The following is a 22,885-nucleotide window of genomic DNA, read 5'->3' as shown; positions in this document are numbered from 1 at the left end:
AAGTTTCAACCTAAATATTTAAAATGATAAAGCAATTGACCCTACTTTTTGTATTGATCGCTTCGATTGCAATGGGAAAAAGCAGCCCACTCGAGAAGGTCGTCCCGATGAAAATAGATACTACAGCAGTGGTAGAGATCGGTGGGATGAAGCAGTTTATTAAGCTGCAGGGCGTAGATGAAGAAAAACCCTTGCTGCTGTTCCTTCATGGCGGACCAGGTACTTCATTGATTCCAGTGGCGGATACTTTCACCGACCAGCTAAAATCAAATTTTGTGGTCGTTCAATGGGACCAAAGGCAGAGCGGAGAAACCTTAAAACTCAACTCATCTCCTGAAAAGCTATCACTGGGCTTATTGCAAAAAGATACAGAGGAGCTGATCTATTATCTATTGCAGCGTTTCAATCGTAAAAAACTGTTTCTGGTTTCCCATTCTTTTGGCTCGATGCTGGGGTTTGATTTTGCAGCTAAACATCCGGAATCACTATATGCTTATATTCCAATTAGTGCGATCGTAGACCAACGGAAAAGTGAGAAATTAACGATGGAAATGTTGAATAAATGGGCAAAGGAAACTCAGAATGCGACCGCAGTAAAAGAACTGGCCCTGGTAAAATTGCCATTCGAGAAGGAAGATGATTTATTCTATTCACAAAAATGGCTGTTCATCCATAATGGGGTCGATTTCGCCAAAGAAGCCGCTTTCAAAGCAAAATATCATGATTGGCTGGCCATTTGGTTCCCTATGTGGAAACAAACAGTGACCAATAACCTTTTCAAAACCCTGCCGGTATTAAATTGCCCGGTATATTTCATAGAAGGAATCGGGGACAAGCAAAAATCCCATTACCTGGTTGAAGACTACTATAAGTTTATAAAAGCGCCAAAGAAAGCCTTGTTTTGGTTTGAAAAATCAGGACATACCGTTTTTAATAGTGAACCAGAAAAACTGCAGCAGGTCATCATTGACGAAATTCTGCCAGCAGCGCTTTCCTCAACCCCCTGATTTTTCACATAAAAAAAGGCGGCTTATTTTTTAAGCCGCCTTTTTTAGAAATGAAATTCCTTATTTCACACGCTCCACATATTCACCTGTGCGTGTATCTACTTTTAATTTATCACCTTCGTTAACGAACAATGGAACTCTGATTTCGATACCATTTTCTGTCGTAACCATTTTCTGAGCACCAGAAGAAGTATCGCCTTTAACCGCTGGTTCTGCATAAGTAACCATCAATTCAACGAAATTTGGAGCCTGAGCCATGATTGGTTCTTCACTTTCAAAAGAAACGATCACATCCATTCCTTCTTTAAGGAATTTTGCTGATTCACCGAATAATTCTTTAGCAACACTGAACTGCTCGAAAGACTCATTGTCCATTACTACAAAATAATCACCTTCTTCATATAAATATTGGTAGTCACTAGTCTCTACGCGGCAAATTTCTACTTGCTCATCAGTTCCTAAGCGGGCTTCCACAATTTTTCCAGTTTTAATGTTGCGAAATTTACCTAAGTAGAATGCGCCACCTTTACCTGGGGTACGGTGTAAGATTTCAATAACTGTTACCAGTTCGCCGTTAAAACGTAAAATGTTTCCTACTTTAATTTCAGATGCCTTTGCCATATAAATGTAATTGTAAAATTTGAGTCCAAATATATGTGCTTTTTTGGTTATTTATACTTTTGACAGCTAAGAAATTGTGCTTTCTTTTGAGATTTTCATTTAAAAGCATCGTCCTGCGACCTCATTTTGAACTTATAGTTTTATTTGATATGGATTTTCCGCAGTCGTCATGGCTCCAGGCTTAAAAAGAAAACGCTTTTTTGACACCATAAAAATGCCTCAGATACAAGACCTGAAACGCATTTAGGAGCAAAGAAAACTGTTGGAGATGATTCGGTGACTGCTGAGACTCAGGTAAAGATGACGGAGATAGACGATGTGATGGGGAGAGTTTACAAATTACAGCAGATTTTGCCGAATCATTTAGCTTCCGCCATGTTAACAGCTAATTGGTTTTGGCTTTCCTCAGAAAGCTTTAACTCTAATAACTGCTGACATTCTTCATAATCTTCAATAGTTACCGCGTTATCCAATGCCATCTGAAGCAGAGATAACCTGATTTGTTGTTGAACTGTATCTTCCATTTTCGATAGTTGATTTGAAAAATTTTGCGCGCATACATTATAGTAATGGAAGGGCTATTAAAATTTTGTATAGAATGAGATAACACTTAACTGTCCAAGTTGTTTGCATCTATTTTTTTATTGACCGCTATTAGGGAATAAACAATTTTGAAGCTGGCACTGATTTGTTTTGGCAGGATAAATGTTGCCATAAAATCATGAAAGCAATTGTAATTACCTCATTTGGAACGCCAGATGTATTGAAGCTGGAAGAACGGGAAAAACCAATGATCAATGAAAATGAAGTGTTGATCAGGGTAAAGGCGGCCGGACTGAATCGTCCCGACGTATTTCAGCGAAAAGGCAGTTATCCGCCACCTGCTGATGCGCCACAGGATATTCCAGGGTTAGAGGTGGCAGGAGAGATTGAAGCACTGGGCGCAAATGTGAAACATTGGAAGGTAAATGACAAGGTATGTGCATTAGTGGCCGGTGGCGGCTATGCAGAATATGTAAAAGTTAACGCCGGACACTGTTTGCCCATCCCGGAAGGACTAACTTTCATTGAAGCAGCTGGCTTGCCCGAAACTGTTTTCACAGTCTGGAGCAACGTGTTTCAGCGCGGTCACTTAGCATCAGGAGAGCGTTTATTGATTCATGGTGGCAGCAGCGGGATCGGAACAACCGCCATTCAATTGGCAAAATATACAGGTGCAGCAGTCGTGGTTACTGTCGGCTCCGAAGAAAAAGGACAGTATTGTCTGGAATTAGGAGCAGATCGCTTTATCAATTATAAAACGCATGATTTTGAAGCTGAATTGAAAGATCAGCCGGTTGATGTGGTGCTGGACATGATTGGTGGGGCTTATTTTCCAAAGAACATCGAAATTCTAAAGCCGGATGGCAGATTGGTATACATCAATGCCATGGAAGGGAACACAGTTTCTCTAAACATTATGCAGATGATGCGCAAAAGACTGAGCATCACCGGAAGTACTTTGCGCAATCGAGAAGCAGCATTTAAAACCGCCCTGACTCAGGATATTCTAGAAAACGTATGGCCAATGTTTGCCAAAGGAAAATATAATCCCACGATTTTTAAAGTTTTTCCATTGGCTGAAGCCAGCAAAGCACATGAGCTGATGGAAAGCAGTGCGCATCTTGGTAAGATTATTCTTGAACTTAAATAGCTGAAACAGAAAACTTGGTTTTTTTGCTTGTAATGCTAAATTCATTAGGTAAACTTTTGTTTAGTATTTACATATTTGGTTGAACCCAACCAAATATATAAACGCTAATGAATAGGAAAGAATTTCTCAAAAATTCCGGACTTGCAGGAGGTACGCTGCTTTTTGCAAAGTTGCCTGAACTGAATCCAGCAAAAAATAAAGTCAGATTTGGGATGATCACAGATTTACACCATGATATCATGCATGACGGCATGGATCGCTTGTCGGCCTTTATTAAGGAGATGAATATTGAATCGCCGGATTTTATCATACAGGGTGGTGATTTGTGCTTTCCAAAAAAAGAAAACCTTCCATTGATGGAGGTCTGGAACAAATTCAAAGGGCCAAAATACCATGTAATTGGTAACCATGATACAGATGGTGGCTATACGCGGGAGCAGGTGGTCGAATTTTGGAATGCGAAAGGAAAATACATCCATTTGATGTGATGCTTTTCATTTTGTAGTTCTGGATGGTAATGAACAGAACCCAAGTGAATACCGGCCGAAGGGTTATGCATTTTACATTTCTCCGGTACAGTTGGACTGGCTGAAAAAAGATTTGAAGGAGACGGCTTTACCAACGGTGGTTTTTTGCCACCAGGGCTTGGATGATGATTCCGGTGGTCTGGAAAATGGAACAATGTTGAGGTATACGCTGGAGCAGGAAAATGAACAATCTGGTCAGCAGAAGGTAGTGCTGGTGATCAGTGGCCATCATCACCGTGATTATTACAATTACATCAACAAGATTCATTATGTGCAAATCAATAGCGCTTCCTACCAATGGCTAGGCGATGATTATAAAGAAAGCCGCTATTCCGAAGCTGTAGATAAATCACATCCGAATATTAAATATACCGTTCCTTATCAGGGCCCAATATGGGCGCTGATAGAAATTGAAGGAAAAGGGAAAATTACGATTAAAGGAAAGAAAACGGTTTTTGTAGGTTCATCACCGGAAAAACTGGGGGTCAGGATGGACGATTATATCTATCCGATTGTGCCCTATATTTCAGATAGGAAACTGGGCTAATCAAACAGGAATAGTCCAGCATCGTTAAACCTGCAAATACCTATCTTTTGATCGGTATTTGCAGGTTGCTTTTGCCAGACCATTGTATGGTTAAAGGCATGCCGGCATCTTTTATACTTTCACTGGATGCAGGTTTTCCTGTGCCGTGATTTACCTCTGCATAGACATTGTTTAAAGGGCTTATTGCCAGAATTATTTTGCTCCCCTTAGCAATCTTCTTACTGATAAACTTCCCTTTAATAGGAATAGATTCCATCTTTCCAGGCCTTAGTAACGTTCTTTTACTGCTATTCTTTGCATAACTAGCCCTATGGATAGAATTGGACAGTTCAAAATATCTTCCATCAGACTGCTGTTCATACAAGCTGATCTCTAAATCCATATCTTTCTTATTGCTGGCAGCGAATAAAGTAGCCTTAAAAGTTCCGTTGATGGAAAAGTCTGCGGTTAGTATTTCAGAACTGAATACGACATTATGGACGCTGAGGGAATCGCACCATAAACTCGATGGTGATGATCTCTTGCCTGGTATACGTTTTGAATAATCGAATTGCTGCTGGATATGCTGGCTGGATGCCTTAGTTTTCAGTTTATACGCCTGGCCATCTTTTTCCTCAGAAAAGTAAAAATTCAATACATCGTTGTTCATTTCTGGAAAGGAGGCCACATGGGCCCAGGTATCTGTACCCATCACCTGATAATTAATTTTATCCTTTAAGAGCTCCGGTTTTATTCCTCCTTTTAGGGTATAGTTGAACCATTGAAAAACAAGGTCATTGATGTTTATCATAGCAGTTGGGTCAATTTCATAGCCGTTAACAACAGCAGAGGGCATATACTGCGCACCAAAATGATCGTAAGGACCGATTAATAAATAATGATTGGCGGAACGATTCCACTTGTAGTGCTGGTCAAAATAGTGCAGAGAGCCATCCTGTTCTCCGTCGAAATACCCGGTTATGCTAAGGACCGGGATGTTTATTTTACTAAACTCCTGTTGGTAAGGGGTCATTTTCTGCCAGTATTTATCATACGATGGATGGTTAAGCCATTTCTGAAATGAGGCATTAGGCTTACCTTTCATACTATCCAGACTGTTAAATGCCTTTCCGCTGATGAACCATTGCTTACTAAATTCATACCAATGATCAGAATCTCCAAAATCGGCATGATCAGTCAATTTGTGATTCGTAACGTAACGGGACCAGCGTAAGGAATAAGTGGTGGCTATTCCATTTGTATAGGGGAAGTCTATACCTGGTGCTGCTGCAACTTGTGGAACAATGGTTTTTAATGCAGGGTGTAGCTTTTTAGTGGCTGCCCACTGACTAAATCCAAGGTAACTTCCTCCATACATGCCAATTTTTCCATTACACCATCTTTGCTTGCTGATCCAGTCTATCGCATCATAAGTATCCTCTGCATCATGCTCCCAGGGTTCGATAGCAGCGGTAGAAGCGTATTTTCCACGCGTGTTTAAGATGATGCCGATATAACCCTGGTTTGAAATTTCCTTCGCCTTAGCCAGCTCATTGGCATCTGCATAAATACTGCTCATCATCACTACGGGCTGCAGTTCCCCGAAGGATTTATTGCGTACAATGACGGCAGCAAGCTGTACACCATCACGCATGGTGATCATGGTACTGTCCTGAATGAGGTAATTCTCGGGATTGGATTGGCGGATTAAAATTTTTCCAGGAGATAAGAAAGGCCGATATACCCGATATTTTGCAAAAGCTTGAGAAAATATGATGGCCTCGTCCAGGCTTACACTGTCGCCAGCCTTGGCCTGTATTTTAGTTAAAGCATGCTGCCATTCCCTGGTTAAATCTTCATGCTCGTTTAAAAAAGTTTGCGTCGCATATTCCAGCGCTTTTCCTTTATATCCTGCCAATACCTCAGGAAATACCAATTTGAAAATTTTCACAGTGGAGGATGGGTCGCCGCTTTGCCTCATCAATTGGATGTGATTGTAGGTACTGTAAAGACAAAACAAAGCTTCTGCACGATCAGAAATGAAATCCGGTGATAGCCCGATTTTGCTGATGAGGGTATCTATGCTTTGTAGGCTCTGCTGGTGCTGACCAGCCAAAAGTTGTAAAGAGAACAGACAGCCGAAGTATTCCATATCTCTTTCTGCAGCCGCTGTTGTGCTGAGCCGACTAAGAACTGAGGTCGCCAGGATAGGCATGTATTTTTCCAGCGCAAGCGTATCTTTAATGATTTTGTCTGGGAGGTAGAGCTGCTGGGCTTTTAGGGAAGTTGATAAAAAGAACAGTAAAAGGAGGATCGCTGTGATTTTGTTTTTGAGCAGGGTTAATTTCAAGAGGGATTGGAATAATATGGTGAGTGTAATTTCTCTTGAGCTAATATAGGGAAAAATCATTATCGAAATTAATTTGCGCTAATAATTATTGCCTGCTTTTAATGCAGTGATACAGGGTATTTTCAATAGAAAAGGAGATGAGTTAAAATATTACAGGATCACCTGACTGGTAGGCCTCGGAATGACTATTTAATTATCAGTGTACTAATCCAGTATTGTATGGAGGTTGATAGGGCCTATATAAGTCTGTAGCCCTATCAAAGTCCTATGGAATACCTTTAAGCCTTGTGATAATACACTGATAATTAAAAACTCAATGCGAACAATACCTCAGATATAATCCGTAGGTTTATCTTATTGAATCGGATGTTATTCTTTTTAATATCAATTAATTAACGGCTCTTAATCACTCATACATGGCAATAGCTGCAAACGGACCGCATGGTCACTTTACTGGAAAAATAGGAAATCTTGTTTTTTATATGCTCAATGGGCAGCCGGTAGTCCGGTTAATTGGTAAAAAAGGAAAATCCAGCAAGCTTCAACTGGCCAATTACCAGGCGATGGCCGTTACGATGAAATTGCTCAACAGAATGGGCAGCTTTATTAAACTTGGCTATGGCTTACAGGCAAAAGGGACGGTGTGCAATGCGCATAACCTGGCCACTTCCTATCATAAAAAACACGCTTTAAAAGGGGAATACCCTAATCTAAGTGTAGATTATAGTAAGGTGAAACTGAGTCAGGGTGAGATGCCGGAGACCAAAAAAATGGCCATAAAAAAGGTTGCAGCTGGACTGGAAATCAGCTGGGATGCGGCATATGATGAGGTGTTACAGCACAACGACAGTGTCATGGTGATGATTTGCTGCCCGGAAACCGGAAACGACGGGGAATACCTAAATATAGCCAGAAGATCTGAAGGGAAATGTTTTATTCCGATGGGGGAGGAAGCACTGAATCAACAGATTGAACCCTATATTTCCTTTATCTCTGCCGATGGGGAAAGGGTGTCGAATAGTGTTTATCTGGGTAATTTGAACGGTGAAGGTCATACAGAGGCAGAAAAACAGGAGCAAAAAAAGTATCAGCAAGTAAAAGAGCGGTTTGATCAGGTATCTGGCAGTTATCTAACCCAACTAAAAGAAAATGATCGTACTCCACCAGGTAATAAGGCTTTCAAGGTACTGGAAAAGGAATATAAGGTACTTAAAGAGAAGTTGGATCATTTACCCGGAAAAAGCAAAGGCCCCACATTACTGTGAGACCTTGCTACTATTAAACTACTACTATCCTTAAAATTTAGGGCATTAATCGCGATTATTTCTTTGTTTTGAAGTCCTTATTATTAGATTCTTCATTTTTCAATGCAGTCAGTACTCTTTCCTCAAAAGGCTTCAGGTTAAGATTCAACTGCTGCTTGGAAACAGGTATTTCATTGGCTGTTTTCAGCGTAGGCGTATACCCACCAGAAGACATGTAAAACATATCGGGATAATTCGCAGAAACACCTTGTTCGTAATCTACCCGCTGACCAGGTTTACCATCTGTATTGGAAAACCTTACTTTATTAAAGTTGACCCATTTTCCGGTCTGATCTTCCATACCCCAGGCATTGTAATAATACGCTGCTCTTCGAACCTGGCCATTTGTATAACCGAAATTCTCCAGGAAAGAATAGAAACCATCAAACATGCGCTGCTCTTTTGGGGCTCTCCAGGTTGCTATATATTTCCAGTCTTCAGCTTCCAGTTTATACCAGGCAGATAACACCACAGAATTGTTATCCTGTTTCAATACATTCATTAAAAATTTCACAGGTTCCGCAGTTTTCCAGTTGGCCGTTTTCACATACGATTGTCCGCCAGTACCCTCACCACCAAAAGTGTTGACAGTTGTCGATTTATCTTTGTCTACAAATGAGACGTAATCATGTGCGGTAATGGTTTTGTCGTTTTCGGCATCTTTACTGTCCCAAACCGAGAAAAGCACCCTGCGTTCCGTATTGGAGTTCGTTTGTATCCCCATATAGCCACGGTAAAAGCCTAAGCTCATGTAATAGGTGGCCAATGGATCGGCGCCTTTTGGAACCATAATTTCCTGATAAATCCAGTTGTAAGATTTGGTTGTCGCTTCGGTACTGCTGAAACTTAAATGAACGGAAGGAGAGGACTGATATTCAGTCTGATTAACCTGTCCGCCATCCTTTAAGGATTTGAAGGTCAGTGCCTCTATTTTGATCGCAGATTGCGGATCCGTAACCGGTTTTAGCTCATACCTGAAATACCCTGTTTCTGGCACTGCTACATTTCCTGCGAACAAAGAATTGGCTTGTCCATTACCATTAAAGGTTATTTTTTTAGTGATATTTTTGAATCCTTTATTAGGAGCAGTCGGACTGATGATCAACTCGAAGCTGAGCTTTTTACCGTTTTCAACGGTATTGTCGAAGTAAAAATCATACTGTCCGGGTTTTTGATAAAGATACCAGACTACGCTTTTACTCTTGTCGCGCCATTTGGAAACGATGCCTTTATCTTCCGGATAGCCAACTGGTACCGAAACCCCTCGGTCATTGGGGTTAAAAGGTTCAATGTAGGCTTTGTTTGCCGGTACAGTAAATACTTCCTTGAAGCTTTTACTTTGTGCAAAGCCCGAAAGTGTGGCCGCTATCAATAGGAGGGTGCTGAGGCCGGTTTTAGGATTTAGTGAATTTGGTTTCATTTGTGTGTTTGGTTGTTTAATCAAATAACCAGATTAAATTGGTGATTCTTAATGTTTTTGTTTACACAAACGTTTGCGGAAATTTTCTTTTCTACAGCAAAGCCAGTTCTGATTTAAGGAACTGGCTCTGGGATATTAAATTGGAAAGGGGGAATGATTAATTAAGGGGAATGATTAATTTATTTAGGCATTGGTACCGGAAGGTTTAAGGGGAGGAGCATCAGGGATGCGCATTTGCCCGAATAAATCTTCTTCAAGCGGCAGCACTGTTTCTAATTTTTGTTTTTCTTCCTTATGCTTTTCCACTTTGATTTTTTCTTCCTTTAGCCTGACTGCTTTTGGACTATCGGAGCTGTTTTTAATGGGCTTAGGTTTTTCCTCAATGGCTTTTTCTACTGTGGTAGATTTAGTCTTTGCTGGTGTTTGCTCGCTTTCTATGTGCGCCTGCTTAGCTTCAACAGGTACTTCTTCGGGTTGAACTGCTGCCTGCGAGCTATGAACTGCGACCGGAACAGAGCCACCACTAACATGAGCTGCTGTTTTTGCTAAATCTTCAATGATGCTTTTCCCCAGGATATCATTTGAAAAGTTTACTTTTTTATCCAGATTGGCCTGAGCAAGCTCTGCCTTCAATGCTTCCAATTGCTGCTGCTGGTCTAAAACCAGGGCTTGCTGCTCCTGAATCAGCAGCTCCTTTTCGTTGAGATAAGCTTTTAATCCATGGATACATTCGCCTATTTCTTCCGCACCACCAACTAATTTATTCAGTGTTTTAGAGAAATCATTTAAAATCAGGTCGTCAGTTTTTTCCTGGTAACGGGCATGATGATCGATTGCTGCCCATCCTTCTTCAAAAATGCTGCGAATTTGAACAGCTGCTCTGTATTCCTTTTTACTTGGTGCTGTTTTAATGACATAGTCGACAGATCTGTAGCCATCTGGCTGAATCTTCAACTCAAATCCTTTATCAGTAAACTCTTGATTGGCTGCTGCGCTGTCTTCTTGTCTTACATTCGCCGTAATCTTGTCAAAAACTACAAACTGATCAAGGATGCTTTCCTGAATCCTGGCCCAGTCGGATTTGAATAGAGGAATGATCCGGATGCTGATCAGGTTGTCAATTAGTGCTTCATAATTGGTTAAATCAATATTGATAGCTGGATTTTGCAATTGATAGGCTGCCAGTTTATACATCAGTTCTTCTGAAGTATTGATTTGGTACCTGATCGCATGTACCCCATTAAATTTGAAAAGTATTTTGACAACTCCGCTGCCAATTTCATCATAAGCAGCTCTTTTTGATTCAAAATCTGAGCTGATGTTCAATAGGTTTTCGTAATTAAGGTTTGCGGCTTTAAAATCTGCTGAAGTCAGGTTGTGTTTTCTTAGGAAATCAGCTTGTTGGATCTTACTCATTTCTTGTGGGATCATACTCATTTATAAACGGTTTTTTGGTTCTTTTTAAGGTGGTTCTTCTATTTCAAAAATACTCTTTTTGGGCAGATTAGGAATTATATTGAGGATTTTGATGCAGGTTTTTAAGCGCTTATTTACTGCAATAATCGAAACTTATTGATACACTGCGAACTGCATTTTAAAATTTCAATTGAAAACATTAGATAAAATGGCGAAATGCAAAGGCTAAAGGAAATTGCCAGCTGAAAATTAATAGGTTGTTTAAAAAGCTTGCTGTAGCAGGAGAGCTTCAGAAGCAAAACAGGCCGACTATACATATTAGCCGGCCTGCCGAGTATCCTTTCATTGACCATCAATGGAGGATGATAAATTATAGCGGTTTGAAGCAGGATACTGCTTAAAAGTCAAACAGGTCTTCTAAAAAGGATTTCTTCTTTTTAGGATAACCATTGCCCTGATTTCCGTAACCTTGCTGATGACGCTGGTCCTGACCGCGTTGGTCTTGTCCACGGTATCCTTCCTGACGGAAATTCTGTTCCCGACGGTCCTGTTCCCTATAATCTTGACGGAAAGGGGCAGGATCATTTGTTGTGCCGCCTTTTTCCTGGTCGAAGGCCAATAACTTATCTAACTCACCACGATCTAACCAAATGCCACGACATTTTGGGCAATAGTCGATTTCTACATTATTTCTTACGGTCATCAATAGGGTTTCCTGGCAACTTGGACAATTCATATTCTTAAATTTTTGTAATAGTTAATAGCGATCATAATTATTTTAAATACCTAATCCCATGGAGGATCACCAGCCAGCCAATTACTCCTGGATATCCGGGATAGGGGACAATGTTTTTCCGAAGGAATTAAGCAGACTGATGCGCTGTAATCTAAAATGGCGTGAGCCTGAAAAGGAAAGAATGTTCTCCATGCTGAGGCCAGTTCCATGGGGCAACAGCAATATTTGCTGCTGCCTGAGGGCGTAATGGACTGACAATAGCAGCTTGATTTGTAATGCGGTTTTGAAAATGCTTGGCCTTTTTAACCGAAGAAGTATAAGCCCTGTCGAGGGGAACATCTTCCAATAGTTCCCCCTGGTCATAAGCACTGTCAAAGAAAACAGAAGGCGCATTCGAGGAAGCCGTATAAAAAGCATTTTGTATAAAAAACACTCCCCACACGAATACGAATGTCGCGAGTACAGCTTTTCTTAAACTAATTATCTTTTCCAATTGAACTTATCTGCAATTTAAACCGCTCCAATATAACCACATTTCTTACACATTCAGACGCTGGTTGTATAAAGGAGATAGCGGTGACTGTTTTAACGCAGTAATTTACGTGGAACGCCTTCATTTGTCATCACCACAGGTTTAATCAAGCCATCTTTATCGAAATACATTTTGTCAATGCAGGTTTCTCTGGCATTCCCATCGGTCTGATCTAATGGTCTTCTGTGGTATACAATGTACCAGTCATTGCTTTTTTCATCTCCAATCACAGAATGATGCCCTGCACCAGTTGCAATCTTTGAATCCTGCTGCAAGATTTTACCCACTCTTTTAAATGGACCCATCGGTGAATCTGCAATCGCGTAAGCTACACTGTAATCAGGACCTGTCCAGCCGCCTTCAGACCACATAAAATAATATTTATTATTTCTCATGAACATAAAAGGACCTTCCACATAGTTTTCAGGAGTAATCTCCTGGAAGGTATTGCCATTCGCCATTGGGACAAAACCTGTGAACTGATCATTTAGCCTGGCAATATTGCAATGTTTCCAACCACCATAAATCAGGTAATATTTGCCGTCTTTGTCTTTGAAAACAAACTGGTCTATCGGCTGTGCGCCATTATGAAATTTGTCGACCAATGGTTTGCCAATATGATCCTTAAAAGGACCGGCAGGGTTATTTGCAACGGCAACGCCAATTCCACCGTACTCTTTATCATTTTGTATGTCGTTCGCTCCGAAAAACAAGAAATACTGGTCCTTTTTCTTGATGATGGAAGGTGCCCATACTGCTTTCTTCGCCCATTTTACATTTGCCGTATCTAAAACTCTCGGATGTTTGGTCCAATTCACTAAATCAGGAGAGGAAAAGGCATCAAAAAATACCTGCTTTTCATAAGCAGCTGAAAACGTTGGATAGATCCAGTAATTTTTGTCAAAGACGATGCCCTCAGGATCAGCATACCAACCTTTAAATACTGGATTGCCAGAGTAGGCTGTTGATTTTTTAGTTTGAGCGTAGCTGCCGCTGGCTACAGAGAGCAGCAGTACCGCCATAAATAATTTCTTCATTCAATGTTTAGGTTAATAATATTTGGTGGTTAAGGTCGAATTAGCTGATGTAAAACAGGTAAAAACTGTCTCTATTTAATTTAAAAACAATTTAGCAATTCTTAGAACAAGTATAATATAAAATTCACAGATGTCATATAGCCCGCGCGTAACATTATTAGACAAAAGTAGTTTCGTCTTTTTTTTGCCATAAAATTATTAAGCTTCAATTTTGTGCTTCCTCCGGGTCATCTTTGTCGGATTGATAAGGAACAGCTCCTTATGTCGGTAATAAGCCGGTAAAAAGAAAAAGAAAAACACACGAATGATTACAAGGTTAGGCAAAATTCTCTTTTCCACCCGCACGATGGGTGCTATGTTATTGTTATACGCTTTCTCCATGGCCATGGCCACCTTTGTGGAAAACGATTATGGGACGGCAGTCGCCAAAGCATTAATCTACAACTGCTGGTGGTTTGAATTGGTGATGGTAATTCTGGTACTCAATTTTATTGGTAATATTGGTAGATACCAACTCACACAGCGTAAAAAATGGCCGCTATTGGTGTTTCACCTTGCATTTGTGATCATCTTTATTGGTGGATACATTACCAGATATGTGAGTTTTGAAGGCTCCATGCACATCAGAGAAGGGGAGTCCAGCGATGAAGTCATTTCTGATGCTACGTTTTTCAAGATGCAGATTGGAAAAGATGATCAGGCATTGGCCTATGATGATCAGCCAGCAATATTAATCTCTAACCGCATTCCTACTTATTTAAAGCCTTTCAAAAAGACTTTCAAAGGGGAATATGATTACCAGGGACAAAGGGTTAAAGTAAAAGTAATTGATTTTTATGCCAGAGCACAGGATTCCCTGGTGCGTACACCTACCGGTAAATCAACCCTGCATCTGGTGGTTTTAGAAAATGGAAACCGCGTCAATAAATACATTCCTACAGGTACCGTACAGCTGATTTCAAATATGCTCATCAGCTATAACAAAGAAACACCGGGCGCCATCAACCTTTCAGATGCAAATAATGCCCTGCAAATTGCGACGCCTTTCGCAGGAGATTATATGATCATGGCGACTCAGGAAAAGAAACCTGTTCTTGCGGATAATCCGGCACAGCCTTTCAACTTAAGAAGTTTATATACTTTCGGAAACCTGGCTTTCGTAATTCCTGAAGCCCCGGTTACAGGTAATATCATCTATTTTGAAGGGGATAAAACCAAGCATGAACACGATCTGGACCTGATTAAAGTGGAAGTAGCCACTGCAAATACCGTTGATACCGTTTCGTTTTACGGTGGAAAAGGAATCACTAATTTCCAGCATCAAAGTGAAATTGGCGGACTAAGAATTTCTATGGCTTACGGTTCTAAGATCTATAAAACACCTTTCTCCATTAAACTGGTAGATTTCAAAATGGAGAAATACCCAGGTAGTAACAGCCCTGCTTCTTACTCTTCAGATGTGTTAATCCAGGACGGGGGACAAGACACACCTTATAAAATTTACATGAACCACGTATTAGATAAAGCAGGATATCGCTTATTCCAGGCTAGTTTCGACGATGATGAGAAAGGAACCGTACTTTCTGTAAATCATGATGAACTGGGCACAAACGTGACTTATATCGGTTATACCTTATTGTTCCTGGGTATGTTCGTTACTTTATTCTGGAAAGGAACGCATTTTTCTAAACTGAACGAACAATTGAGAGCACTTTCTAAATCTGCAAAAACAAAATCACTTTTACTGGCGCTTTTATTCCTTCCTTTAGGTGCTGCGTTTAGTCAGAAGATTGATATGCATGGCAAGAATGGCTCTACGGCTATTCCCGGGCTGGTAAAGCCACAGGCGCAGATGCCTGCAGGTGATGGGCATGACCATACAGCTGGTGATGGACACGATCATTCCGCAGATGATGGTCATGACCATTCCGCAGCCGCACCCGCAGGACCAGGTCAGGCACACAATCACGAACAGCCAACAAAGGAAGAAATGCAGCTGATGCTTTCTGCAAAATCTGTAGATCCGGTACAGTTCGCTGCAGGCATTAAAATTGATCCTGCACATGCCGATAAATTTGGTCATTTAGCCGTACAGAATATCGATGGAAGGGTAGAGCCAATCAATACCATGGCACTGGAAATCCTGAGAAAATTACACCGTAAAGATCGTTTCCATAGCTTAAGTGCCAACCAGTTCTTCCTGTCAGTTTCTACTACGCCTTTCATCTGGGTAAATGTTCCGCTGATTAAGATCGGTGCTAAAGGTGGCCCGGAATTATTAAAAGTAGTTAAAGCCAATGAAGATGGTTATACTTCGATGATCAACCTGTTACAGGTAGGAGAAGATGGAACGCTTCAATTTATATTAAAAGACGATTATTCAAAAGCTTTTGCGAAGAAACCAGCGGAGCAAAACAATTACGATAAAGAGATCATTGACCTGAATGATAAATTACAGGCGATGCAGTCCCTGATCAATGGTCAGTATTTACGTATTTTCCCTATTCAGGGTGATGCAAATAATACCTGGATTGCCATGCCTTCTGCGCTCCCAGGCTCTGCATTGGTAGGGGAACTTAACCCTATTGATCGCTATGCGAAAAGCATTAAAGATGGTCAGCAAACAGGAAACTGGGATGCGGCAAATAAAGCATTAGATCAGATTAAAGACATTCAGCTGAAGTTCGGTAAAGACGTTTTACCTTCAGATACGAAGATCTTCTGGGAAGTGAGCTACAACTCATGGAACCTGTTCCTAAACCTGATGATTACTTATGCAATGTTAGGCGCAGTGATTCTTGGATTGGCTTTCTTTAAGCTATTCAAGAGCTCCAAAATGCTGGATAAAATGGTGACTTTCGTGTTGATTTTAATCAGCATCGCAGCATTCCTGCAAGGATTTGGCTTGGCCACAAGGTGGTATATTTCTGGTCATGAGCCCTGGAGTAACGGTTATGAAGCAGTATTGTTTATCAGTTGGATTGGTGTGCTTTCCGGTCTTGGAATGTATAGAAACAGTAACGCCTTTATTCCTGCAGCAGGTTGTTTAATTGCCGTTATTTTAATGGGCTTCGCACATGGAGGATCACAGATGAATCCTCAGATTACACCATTGGTTCCAGTACTTAAATCCTACTGGTTAATGATTCACGTAGCAATTATTACTTCGAGTTACGGCTTCTTTGGACTGAGTGCCTTAATGGGTACGGTTGTCTTAGTTTTATACATTATTGACAATAATAAGATCTCGGCGAAAGTGAAATCTTCGATCACGGAATTGACCATTGTGAACGAGATGTCCTTAACTGTAGGTCTGTTTTTACTAACTGTAGGTACGTTCTTAGGAGGTATCTGGGCAAACGAAAGCTGGGGACGTTACTGGAGCTGGGACCCTAAAGAAACCTGGGCTTTTATCTCTGTGATCGTTTATGCCTTCGTTTTACACGTACGCTTGATCCCAGGATTAAGAACCAAATACTTGTTTAACTTATTATCGCTGTTGAGCTTCTCGACGATTATCATGACGTATTTCGGGGTAAACTACTACTTAACCGGATTGCATTCTTATGCACAAGGTGATCCTGTTCCCATCCCATCATGGGTGTATGTTACCGTAGGAGTAGTTTTTGTGTTGGCTTTCATCTCTTACAGAAGGTTCAAACTTCGCAGTAAGTAATCCACTAATACTTGAGGCCGACCGATTGGTCGGCCTTTTTTTGTTTATAGATCACTTCTTTTTTAAATCTCCTGCTGTGGCTTTTCTTTTCAGATTTTATGACAGCAGTTTTTTCAGAATTTCAACACTGCTGCTTAAATCTTCAAGATCGGAAGACGCGAAGCCTAAACGAATGCCATTTGTTTTATAATTAGGGTATTGGTGCAGTTTTCCGTCAGAAAAGTATAATCCTTCTTTTAAAGCTCTTTTTGACAGCGCTTCCAGGTTGATGGAAGAGTCAAATTCAGTCCATACAGACATGCCACCTTCTGGAACCCTAAACTTTAAGGCGCCTTCTGGCACTGTATCTAGTAAATCACAAAAGAAGTTTCGTCTTTCTTCATACACTGAAAGTGTTTTCCGAAGGTAGCGCTGTACGGTGCCATCTTTCAGTAATTCAGCCATTGCATTATCAAGGACATGATCACCCTGTCTGTCCAGTAAAATCCGGATTTTAGCGAGGTGCTCAATCACATTTTCAGCAGCAACTAAATACCCCATTCGAAAGGCAGGAGAAAAACTCTTACTGAAAGAACCGCAATAAATGACCATTCCATTTTCATCAGCACTAGCCAAAGGCAACAGCGGACGGTGTTTGAAATGGAAATCAAAATCATAGTCATCTTCAAAAATGATGAACCCGTACTCATTTGCCAGTCTGAGCAATTCCAACCGCCGGTCTATTCTTAAAGATACCGTTGTGGGATATTGATGGTGAGGGGTGACGTACACCATTCTCACTTTTTGTTTCTCGCAAACCTTGCGGATTTCGTCTACGACCATCCCATGTTCATCCACAGGAATCCCAATCATTTCTGCCCCAGCATGTAGAAAGTTATGTTCCGCGCGTTTCCATCCTGGAACCTCAGCCAGAACTATATCCCCAGGACTGATCAGCGCATTGCAAACGAGGTTCATGCCCATTAAAGTACCCCTGACCGAAAGTATATTCTCTGCGGTTGTTTTGAGCCCTCTGCTCGCATTGAGATAGTCCGACAGGGCCTGTCGATAGGCGTATGGACCTGCTGGGTTCCCGTAGCAGCCAAATTTAGGATATAGACCGCTTCTACTAAGCTGATTGCGATAGGCCCGGTAAAATTCCTTCAATGGCGCGAGTCTGGGATCAGGATAACCATCGTCTAAATGTAAATTATACAAGGGTGTTTCTAAAATGGGTTTCGGATAGCTGCTGGTTTGGAAAATAAAGCCTGCGACCTTTAAAGCACTGTTTGTGATCGACTTAAGTTTTTCAGGATCCTGCTCTGCCACATGACTGGATACGAAAGTGCCACGACCGACAGCCGTTTCCAGCCAGCCTTGCATCAACAGTTCCTCATAGGCTTTAGAGATGGTAATCCGGTTAATTTTTAAAAGATTAGCCAGATCACGGCTGCCTGGAAGTTTCTGCCCCGAACATAACTTGCCGCTCCTAATCATTGCCAATAACTCATCTGCCACCTGAAGGTATACGGACCTTTCCGCTGAACGGTCAATCTTTAGGTTTGTAAATATGGGGTTGATAATTGGACTATTCATTATCTTGTAATTGGACTACAAAGGTAATCCAATTGTTGGTTATTTTTGTTTCAGCAAATCCATCATCTCAACTTACAAAACGCAATGTATATACCTAAGCAATTCCAATTTAAGGAGGAAGCGGAAAAGATAGCTTTCATGAAGCAATATAGTTTTGCCACCATAGTGACCACTAAAGCTGGCCTTCCTATTGCGACTCAACTCCCTTTTATCCTCACTGAAAGCAATGGGCATCTGGTGTTGACTGCCCATTTTGCTTTAGCGAATGAGCAGGCGAAATACATTGAGGAAAATACTTCACTGGTCATTTTCTCCGCACCTCATGCTTATGTTTCTCCGGTTCATTACGACCAAGTGGAAAGTGTACCTACCTGGGACTATGTGAGCGTCCATGCGTATGGGAAGGCGAAAATTGTTCAGGAGGAGGCGGCTAAAATGAGGGTATTGGAACACCTGATCTTATTTTTTGAACCAGGTTATCTGGAACAATGGAATACCTTATCAGATCAGTTCAAAAAAGGGATGATGAAAGGAATTGTAGCGTTTGATCTGGAAGTGTCAGAATTACAAGGACAGAAAAAAATAAGCCAGAATAAAACAGAAAGAGAACGGGCAAGGATCGCAGACTATTTAGAAAAAAGCGAAGACAGCTCCGAAAAAGCAATAGCAGATTATATCAGAAAATTATAAACATACCTCATCATGGAAAATACATTGAACCCACTTAAAAATTTTAGTATTCAACCGCTGCTGGAAAACGAAACGCTGATGCTGGTTCCTTTGAGGGAAACGGATTTTGAAGCTTTGTATACCCTAGCCTCAGATCCGAAGATCTGGGAGCAGCATCCAAACAAAGACCGTTGGAAAAAGGATGTTTTTCAGGTTTTCTTTGATGGCGCAATGCAAAGTAAAGGAGCTTTTAAAATTGTAGACAAAACCAGCAATGAATTGATGGGAAGCACCAGGTTTTATGATTACGACGAGCTGGAAAATAAGATTTTTATAGGCTATACTTTCTATGGTACCGCATATTGGGGGAGAGGAATTAATCCTGCGGTAAAAAAGATGATGATGGATTATATCTTTCAGTTTGTCTCAAAAGTACAGTTCCATATCGGTGCTACAAATCTCCGTTCGCAGGTGGCCATTGGCAGAATTGGAGCAGTAAAAATAGCGGAAGAGGAAGTGACCTATTTTGGTGAAACGCCTAAGTTCAATTTCGTTTACGAGATCAATCGATAAACAAAAAGGCATGGAGTTTTCTGCTCCATGCCTTTAAATATGACGTATCAGTCCGATAAATCTGCTTAGATTTTAGTCAGTTCTGTATCGATAAAGCTCAGTTCTTCTGCGCTTAAATTAAAGTTCATTGCCAGCGCATTAGCAATAGCCTGTTCCGCATTTCTAGCACCTGCCAATACAATGGTAATGCCTTTTTGAACGGTGGTCCAGCGTAAGACCAATTGTGCCAGACTGGCGTTTTTCTCCGCTGCAATCGGACGGATATTTTCCAAAAATGCGCTTACTTTTTCCAGGTCAAACTGTCCGAAATAACCATTTCTATGGTCATCAGTTTTCAGTTTTTCATGCTGGAAGTATTTACCGGAAAGTAAACCTCTTTCCATCGGACTGTAGACGATAATCCCGATGTTATTTTCTAAGGTATATGGTACAAGGTCCTTTTCGATATCGCGGTTCAGCATGCTGTAAGCCACTTGATTTGCAGCAGGAACAAAGGTTTTTTCTGCGGTTTTCAATTGCGCTAAACTGTAGTTGGACACTGCCGCTGCACGAACTTTTCCTTGTTGGATCAAGCTTTCCATCGCCTCCATGGTTTCATCAATAGGGGTAGTCGCATCTGGCCAATGCTGCTGGATTAAATCAATATAATCTGTATTTAAACGCTTCAGACTTTCTTCTACTTCTTTGATGATGTTCGCTTTTGACGATAACTTATAGATAGGGACGTTTTTGCCATCTGCATTGACGTCGAAGAAATGTTCACCTTTTCCCTGATTGCTGCCATCCCAAACTAAACCGAATTTGGTCAGCAACTGTACCTTGGTTCTGTCTTTTCCTTTTAATGCCTGTCCGATCAGCTCTTCACTTAATCCGAAACCGTAAAAAGGAGCGGTGTCCAGGGTCGTCACACCATGATCCAGGGAGGCATGGATGGCTTCAATTGAATCTTTCTGCTCATTTCCACCCCACATTGTTCCACCAATTGCAAAGGCACCATAAGTTATTGTCGACAATTCTAATGCTGTATTTCCTAATTTTCTATATTCCATTTTGCTGTTAATTATTGAGGACACAAAATTCCCTAAAATTTGGCTATCCTCAAAATAACATGACTACTAGCTATCTATCATTTTAATGATAGTAAAAGAAGGAATAATGACTATAGCAGGTCTGGAAATGCGGATAGATTAAATCACAATTATGTTTGCAGGTTCGGTACATAGCTTTATATTAGCTATTCTAAATAGGATATTAATCGACCATGATTATAGGTAAAAGGAAGTTAAAAACAGCGGAGAATGAACTGGAAAGCACTCCTGAAGTATTGCTGGAGCTTCTTCATCAGTCCTATTATGACCGCTTGCTTTATTATGCCTGGACCATTATTCATGATAAAGAAACTTCCAGAGATCTCGTTCAGGAAGCTTTTATCTGTTATTGGAATCAAAAGGAGCAGGTCTCCGCTAATATTGTTCAGATCCGGAATTTCCTATATGTCAATGTAAAAAATGCTTGTTTGAAACATTTAAGACATGACAAAGTAGTGGATAAGTATATCGGTTTGCAAGATCCAGATCCTATGGAAGAAGCCTCGGCACTGAATAAAATGATTCAGGCAGAAGTGCTGGCTGAAATCTATGCCGCCATCGCTGCGCTGCCGGAAGGATGCCGGAAGATCTCTCGAATGGGCTATCTGGAAGGCTTGAAAAACCAGGAAATCGCAGATCAGCTGGGCATCTCCATCAATACCGTAAAAACACAGAAAAAACGAGCATTACAGTTATTGAGACTGAAACTTAGTCCGGAGTCTTTCCTTGCGCTGACGGTTCTGATCCAGCATTTTAATCGTCATTAAAAATAAATTTCATTTTCTTTCACCCTTAAATCAATCGAGGGGATCATTATAAATATGCAGGACCATACTCCTTTATTAAACCGTGCTGAACAGCTACTTCGTTACCTCCGTCATGAACTCAGTGTGACTGAAGAGGCGGAGTTTTTGCAGTGGTTAGCCGAAAATCCCGAACAGCAAACATTTGTAAATGCCTTGTGTTCCGGGGAAGGGATGGAGGAAGAACTGCAGTTTATGGAGGAAAGTCATCAGGAAGAAGATTGGCTGGCTTTGCAGAAAAGAATAAATGCTGCTCCCAATCCAGTTTTTCCGCTATGGAAAAAACTGATCTCTACTGCAGCAGTAATACTGATCTGCTGTGCGACCGGATTCTATTTTTATGCAGAATATGCGGCTAAACCAAGAATCATCATTCAGGACCTGGCAAAACAGGATATTAAAGCGGGGGGGAATAAAGCTTACCTCACCCTTGCAGATGGAAAGCAGATTGTGCTGAATGATCTGGAAAATGGGAAAGTTGCCGAACAGGCAGGATTGAGCATCACCAAAATGGCAGATGGGAAATTACGGTATGAGCTCAAAGAAGATCCGGCAGGAAAGGGCAGTCAAAATGGAGAAGTTTTATACAATACTATTTCTACACCTGCGGGCGGACAATATCAGGTGGTGTTACCAGATGGCAGCCGGGTTTGGTTAAATGCGGCATCCTCCCTGACCTATGCGACTTCATTGGCCAGCTTAAAAGAACGTAGCGTGACGCTGACCGGAGAAGCTTATTTCGAAGTAGCCAAAGATCAATTTAGAAAACCTTTTGTGGTGAAATCAGGAAACCAGGAAGTAGAAGTGATGGGCACCCATTTTAACATCAGCAGCTATGCACAGGAACCAGTCGTTGCAACAACTTTATTGGAAGGCCGTGTGAAAGTAAAACGGAGCGGTGCTTTTGAAAGCATACTTGAGCCAGGAGAACAAAGTCTGGTGGGGAAAGGGATAGCAGTCCGCAAGGTCGACACGACCACCGCTGTAGCCTGGAAAAATGGCCTTTTTAAATTTGAAGATGCCAATATTTATACCGTGATGAACCAATTTGCCAGGTGGTATAATTTCGAAGTCGTTTATGAAGGAAAGGCACCTGACAATAAGTTTAACGGCGAAATCTATAGGAACCTGAACGCCTCAAAAGCACTGAAGATGCTGAGTTATGCCGATATCAGGTTCCGTGTGGAAATCAATAGTAAAGAACCAGAAAGAAAAAAAATAGTCATTACCTCTAATCAATAGTTCCGCCCCCGTGGCAAAAGCATTAACCGAGCAATTTAATTTTAACCAAATAACTAAACTAAACTGAACATGGAAAGAAAGATACGATGG

The 22,885-nt window shown here is 41.1% G+C and carries 20 protein-coding genes; 10 read left to right on the top strand and 10 right to left on the bottom strand.

Annotation, left to right across the window (positions count from 1 at the left end; translation table 11 throughout):
- Positions 1 to 23 precede the first annotated feature (23 nt).
- Positions 24 to 1,007 carry an alpha/beta fold hydrolase gene (locus AQ505_RS15200; RefSeq protein WP_062548963.1) on the top strand — a complete coding sequence of 328 codons (984 nt, stop codon included), beginning with the start codon at positions 24 to 26 and terminating at the stop codon, positions 1,005 to 1,007.
- 60 nt (positions 1,008 to 1,067) lie between these two features.
- On the opposite strand, the gene efp is transcribed toward AQ505_RS15200, so the two are convergent.
- Positions 1,068 to 1,628: an elongation factor P gene (gene efp, locus AQ505_RS15195; protein WP_062548962.1), complete on the bottom strand. Its 561-nt coding sequence runs from the start codon at positions 1,626 to 1,628 to the stop codon at positions 1,068 to 1,070.
- A 359-nt stretch (positions 1,629 to 1,987) separates the two neighbouring features.
- Entirely contained in the window at positions 1,988 to 2,152 is a 165-nt protein-coding gene (locus AQ505_RS26420; RefSeq protein WP_157262397.1) for a hypothetical protein, read from the bottom strand.
- A 197-nt stretch (positions 2,153 to 2,349) separates the two neighbouring features.
- Here AQ505_RS26420 and AQ505_RS15190 point away from each other — a divergent pair, with 197 nt between their 5' ends.
- From AQ505_RS15190 to AQ505_RS26410, 3 genes are all read left to right on the top strand, one after another.
- Positions 2,350 to 3,321, top strand: a complete 972-nt coding sequence (locus AQ505_RS15190) for an NAD(P)H-quinone oxidoreductase (protein ID WP_062548961.1) — start codon at positions 2,350 to 2,352, stop codon at positions 3,319 to 3,321.
- 107 nt (positions 3,322 to 3,428) lie between these two features.
- On the top strand, positions 3,429 to 3,809 hold the full coding sequence (locus AQ505_RS26415; protein ID WP_157262395.1) for a metallophosphoesterase family protein: 381 nt from the start codon (positions 3,429 to 3,431) through the stop codon (positions 3,807 to 3,809).
- A 91-nt stretch (positions 3,810 to 3,900) separates the two neighbouring features.
- Complete coding sequence (locus tag AQ505_RS26410) at positions 3,901 to 4,395, top strand: metallophosphoesterase family protein (RefSeq protein WP_157262393.1); 495 nt, start codon at positions 3,901 to 3,903, stop codon at positions 4,393 to 4,395.
- 40 nt (positions 4,396 to 4,435) lie between these two features.
- Here the strand turns inward: AQ505_RS26410 and AQ505_RS15180 are convergent, their stop codons facing one another.
- A complete protein-coding gene (locus tag AQ505_RS15180; RefSeq protein WP_197286188.1) occupies positions 4,436 to 6,724 on the bottom strand; it encodes a CocE/NonD family hydrolase in 2,289 nt (762 codons plus the stop codon).
- A gap of 416 nt (positions 6,725 to 7,140) precedes the next feature.
- Here AQ505_RS15180 and AQ505_RS15175 point away from each other — a divergent pair, with 416 nt between their 5' ends.
- Positions 7,141 to 7,989: a DUF6266 family protein gene (locus tag AQ505_RS15175; RefSeq protein WP_062548959.1), complete on the top strand. Its 849-nt coding sequence runs from the start codon at positions 7,141 to 7,143 to the stop codon at positions 7,987 to 7,989.
- A gap of 55 nt (positions 7,990 to 8,044) precedes the next feature.
- Here AQ505_RS15175 and AQ505_RS15170 read toward each other — a convergent pair whose 3' ends face one another.
- From AQ505_RS15170 to AQ505_RS15150, 5 genes are all read right to left on the bottom strand, one after another.
- Positions 8,045 to 9,448, bottom strand: a complete 1,404-nt coding sequence (locus AQ505_RS15170) for a DUF3472 domain-containing protein (RefSeq protein WP_082461558.1) — start codon at positions 9,446 to 9,448, stop codon at positions 8,045 to 8,047.
- A 183-nt stretch (positions 9,449 to 9,631) separates the two neighbouring features.
- Entirely contained in the window at positions 9,632 to 10,885 is a 1,254-nt protein-coding gene (locus AQ505_RS15165; RefSeq protein WP_062548958.1) for a hypothetical protein, read from the bottom strand.
- A 376-nt stretch (positions 10,886 to 11,261) separates the two neighbouring features.
- Positions 11,262 to 11,600 (bottom strand): TFIIB-type zinc ribbon-containing protein, encoded by a 339-nt coding sequence (locus AQ505_RS15160; RefSeq protein WP_082461556.1) that lies wholly within the window; start codon positions 11,598 to 11,600, stop codon positions 11,262 to 11,264.
- A 151-nt stretch (positions 11,601 to 11,751) separates the two neighbouring features.
- Complete coding sequence (locus AQ505_RS15155; protein WP_157262391.1) at positions 11,752 to 12,093, bottom strand: hypothetical protein; 342 nt, start codon at positions 12,091 to 12,093, stop codon at positions 11,752 to 11,754.
- Between the two features lie 92 nt (positions 12,094 to 12,185).
- Positions 12,186 to 13,169: a glycoside hydrolase family 43 protein gene (locus AQ505_RS15150; protein ID WP_062548955.1), complete on the bottom strand. Its 984-nt coding sequence runs from the start codon at positions 13,167 to 13,169 to the stop codon at positions 12,186 to 12,188.
- Between the two features lie 304 nt (positions 13,170 to 13,473).
- Here AQ505_RS15150 and ccsA point away from each other — a divergent pair, with 304 nt between their 5' ends.
- Positions 13,474 to 16,845, top strand: coding sequence for a cytochrome c biogenesis protein (gene ccsA / locus AQ505_RS15145; protein WP_231634889.1), 3,372 nt, complete (start codon positions 13,474 to 13,476; stop codon positions 16,843 to 16,845).
- A 96-nt stretch (positions 16,846 to 16,941) separates the two neighbouring features.
- On the opposite strand, the gene pdxR is transcribed toward ccsA, so the two are convergent.
- Complete coding sequence (pdxR, locus tag AQ505_RS15140; protein ID WP_062548954.1) at positions 16,942 to 18,420, bottom strand: MocR-like pyridoxine biosynthesis transcription factor PdxR; 1,479 nt, start codon at positions 18,418 to 18,420, stop codon at positions 16,942 to 16,944.
- An 84-nt stretch (positions 18,421 to 18,504) separates the two neighbouring features.
- On the opposite strand from pdxR, the gene AQ505_RS15135 reads away from it, so the two are divergent.
- Entirely contained in the window at positions 18,505 to 19,110 is a 606-nt protein-coding gene (locus AQ505_RS15135; protein ID WP_062548953.1) for an FMN-binding negative transcriptional regulator, read from the top strand.
- 12 nt (positions 19,111 to 19,122) lie between these two features.
- Positions 19,123 to 19,662, top strand: a complete 540-nt coding sequence (locus AQ505_RS15130; RefSeq protein WP_062548952.1) for a GNAT family N-acetyltransferase — start codon at positions 19,123 to 19,125, stop codon at positions 19,660 to 19,662.
- Positions 19,663 to 19,727: 65 nt separating this feature from the next.
- Here the strand turns inward: AQ505_RS15130 and AQ505_RS15125 are convergent, their stop codons facing one another.
- Entirely contained in the window at positions 19,728 to 20,711 is a 984-nt protein-coding gene (locus AQ505_RS15125) for an aldo/keto reductase (RefSeq protein ID WP_062548951.1), read from the bottom strand.
- Positions 20,712 to 20,923: 212 nt separating this feature from the next.
- Between AQ505_RS15125 and AQ505_RS15120 the strand changes: the two genes are divergently transcribed.
- Both AQ505_RS15120 and AQ505_RS15115 read left to right on the top strand, forming a co-directional pair.
- Positions 20,924 to 21,517: an RNA polymerase sigma-70 factor gene (locus tag AQ505_RS15120; protein WP_062548950.1), complete on the top strand. Its 594-nt coding sequence runs from the start codon at positions 20,924 to 20,926 to the stop codon at positions 21,515 to 21,517.
- A gap of 54 nt (positions 21,518 to 21,571) precedes the next feature.
- Complete coding sequence (locus AQ505_RS15115; RefSeq protein WP_062548949.1) at positions 21,572 to 22,795, top strand: FecR family protein; 1,224 nt, start codon at positions 21,572 to 21,574, stop codon at positions 22,793 to 22,795.
- Positions 22,796 to 22,885 lie beyond the last annotated feature (90 nt).

This window comes from Pedobacter sp. PACM 27299, assembly GCF_001412655.1.
Taxonomy (GTDB): domain Bacteria; phylum Bacteroidota; class Bacteroidia; order Sphingobacteriales; family Sphingobacteriaceae; genus Pedobacter.
The sequence above is the reverse complement of the archived record's forward strand: the minus strand, read 5'-3'. Positions and strand labels throughout refer to the sequence as shown.

Bases quoted from the DNA above. Each gene is read 5' to 3' on its own strand.
- AQ505_RS15200 (WP_062548963.1), top strand. From the start codon at position 24: ATGATAAAGCAATTGACCCTACTTTTTGTATTGATCGCTTCGATTGCA.
- efp (WP_062548962.1), bottom strand. From the start codon at position 1,628: ATGGCAAAGGCATCTGAAATTAAAGTAGGAAACATTTTACGTTTTAAC.
- AQ505_RS26420 (WP_157262397.1), bottom strand. From the start codon at position 2,152: ATGGAAGATACAGTTCAACAACAAATCAGGTTATCTCTGCTTCAGATG.
- AQ505_RS15190 (WP_062548961.1), top strand. From the start codon at position 2,350: ATGAAAGCAATTGTAATTACCTCATTTGGAACGCCAGATGTATTGAAG.
- AQ505_RS26415 (WP_157262395.1), top strand. From the start codon at position 3,429: ATGAATAGGAAAGAATTTCTCAAAAATTCCGGACTTGCAGGAGGTACG.
- AQ505_RS15175 (WP_062548959.1), top strand. From the start codon at position 7,141: ATGGCAATAGCTGCAAACGGACCGCATGGTCACTTTACTGGAAAAATA.
- AQ505_RS15170 (WP_082461558.1), bottom strand. From the start codon at position 9,448: ATGAAACCAAATTCACTAAATCCTAAAACCGGCCTCAGCACCCTCCTA.
- AQ505_RS15165 (WP_062548958.1), bottom strand. From the start codon at position 10,885: ATGAGTATGATCCCACAAGAAATGAGTAAGATCCAACAAGCTGATTTC.
- AQ505_RS15160 (WP_082461556.1), bottom strand. From the start codon at position 11,600: ATGAATTGTCCAAGTTGCCAGGAAACCCTATTGATGACCGTAAGAAAT.
- AQ505_RS15150 (WP_062548955.1), bottom strand. From the start codon at position 13,169: ATGAAGAAATTATTTATGGCGGTACTGCTGCTCTCTGTAGCCAGCGGC.
- ccsA (WP_231634889.1), top strand. From the start codon at position 13,474: ATGATTACAAGGTTAGGCAAAATTCTCTTTTCCACCCGCACGATGGGT.
- pdxR (WP_062548954.1), bottom strand. From the start codon at position 18,420: ATGAATAGTCCAATTATCAACCCCATATTTACAAACCTAAAGATTGAC.
- AQ505_RS15135 (WP_062548953.1), top strand. From the start codon at position 18,505: ATGTATATACCTAAGCAATTCCAATTTAAGGAGGAAGCGGAAAAGATA.
- AQ505_RS15130 (WP_062548952.1), top strand. From the start codon at position 19,123: ATGGAAAATACATTGAACCCACTTAAAAATTTTAGTATTCAACCGCTG.
- AQ505_RS15125 (WP_062548951.1), bottom strand. From the start codon at position 20,711: ATGGAATATAGAAAATTAGGAAATACAGCATTAGAATTGTCGACAATA.
- AQ505_RS15120 (WP_062548950.1), top strand. From the start codon at position 20,924: ATGATTATAGGTAAAAGGAAGTTAAAAACAGCGGAGAATGAACTGGAA.
- AQ505_RS15115 (WP_062548949.1), top strand. From the start codon at position 21,572: ATGCAGGACCATACTCCTTTATTAAACCGTGCTGAACAGCTACTTCGT.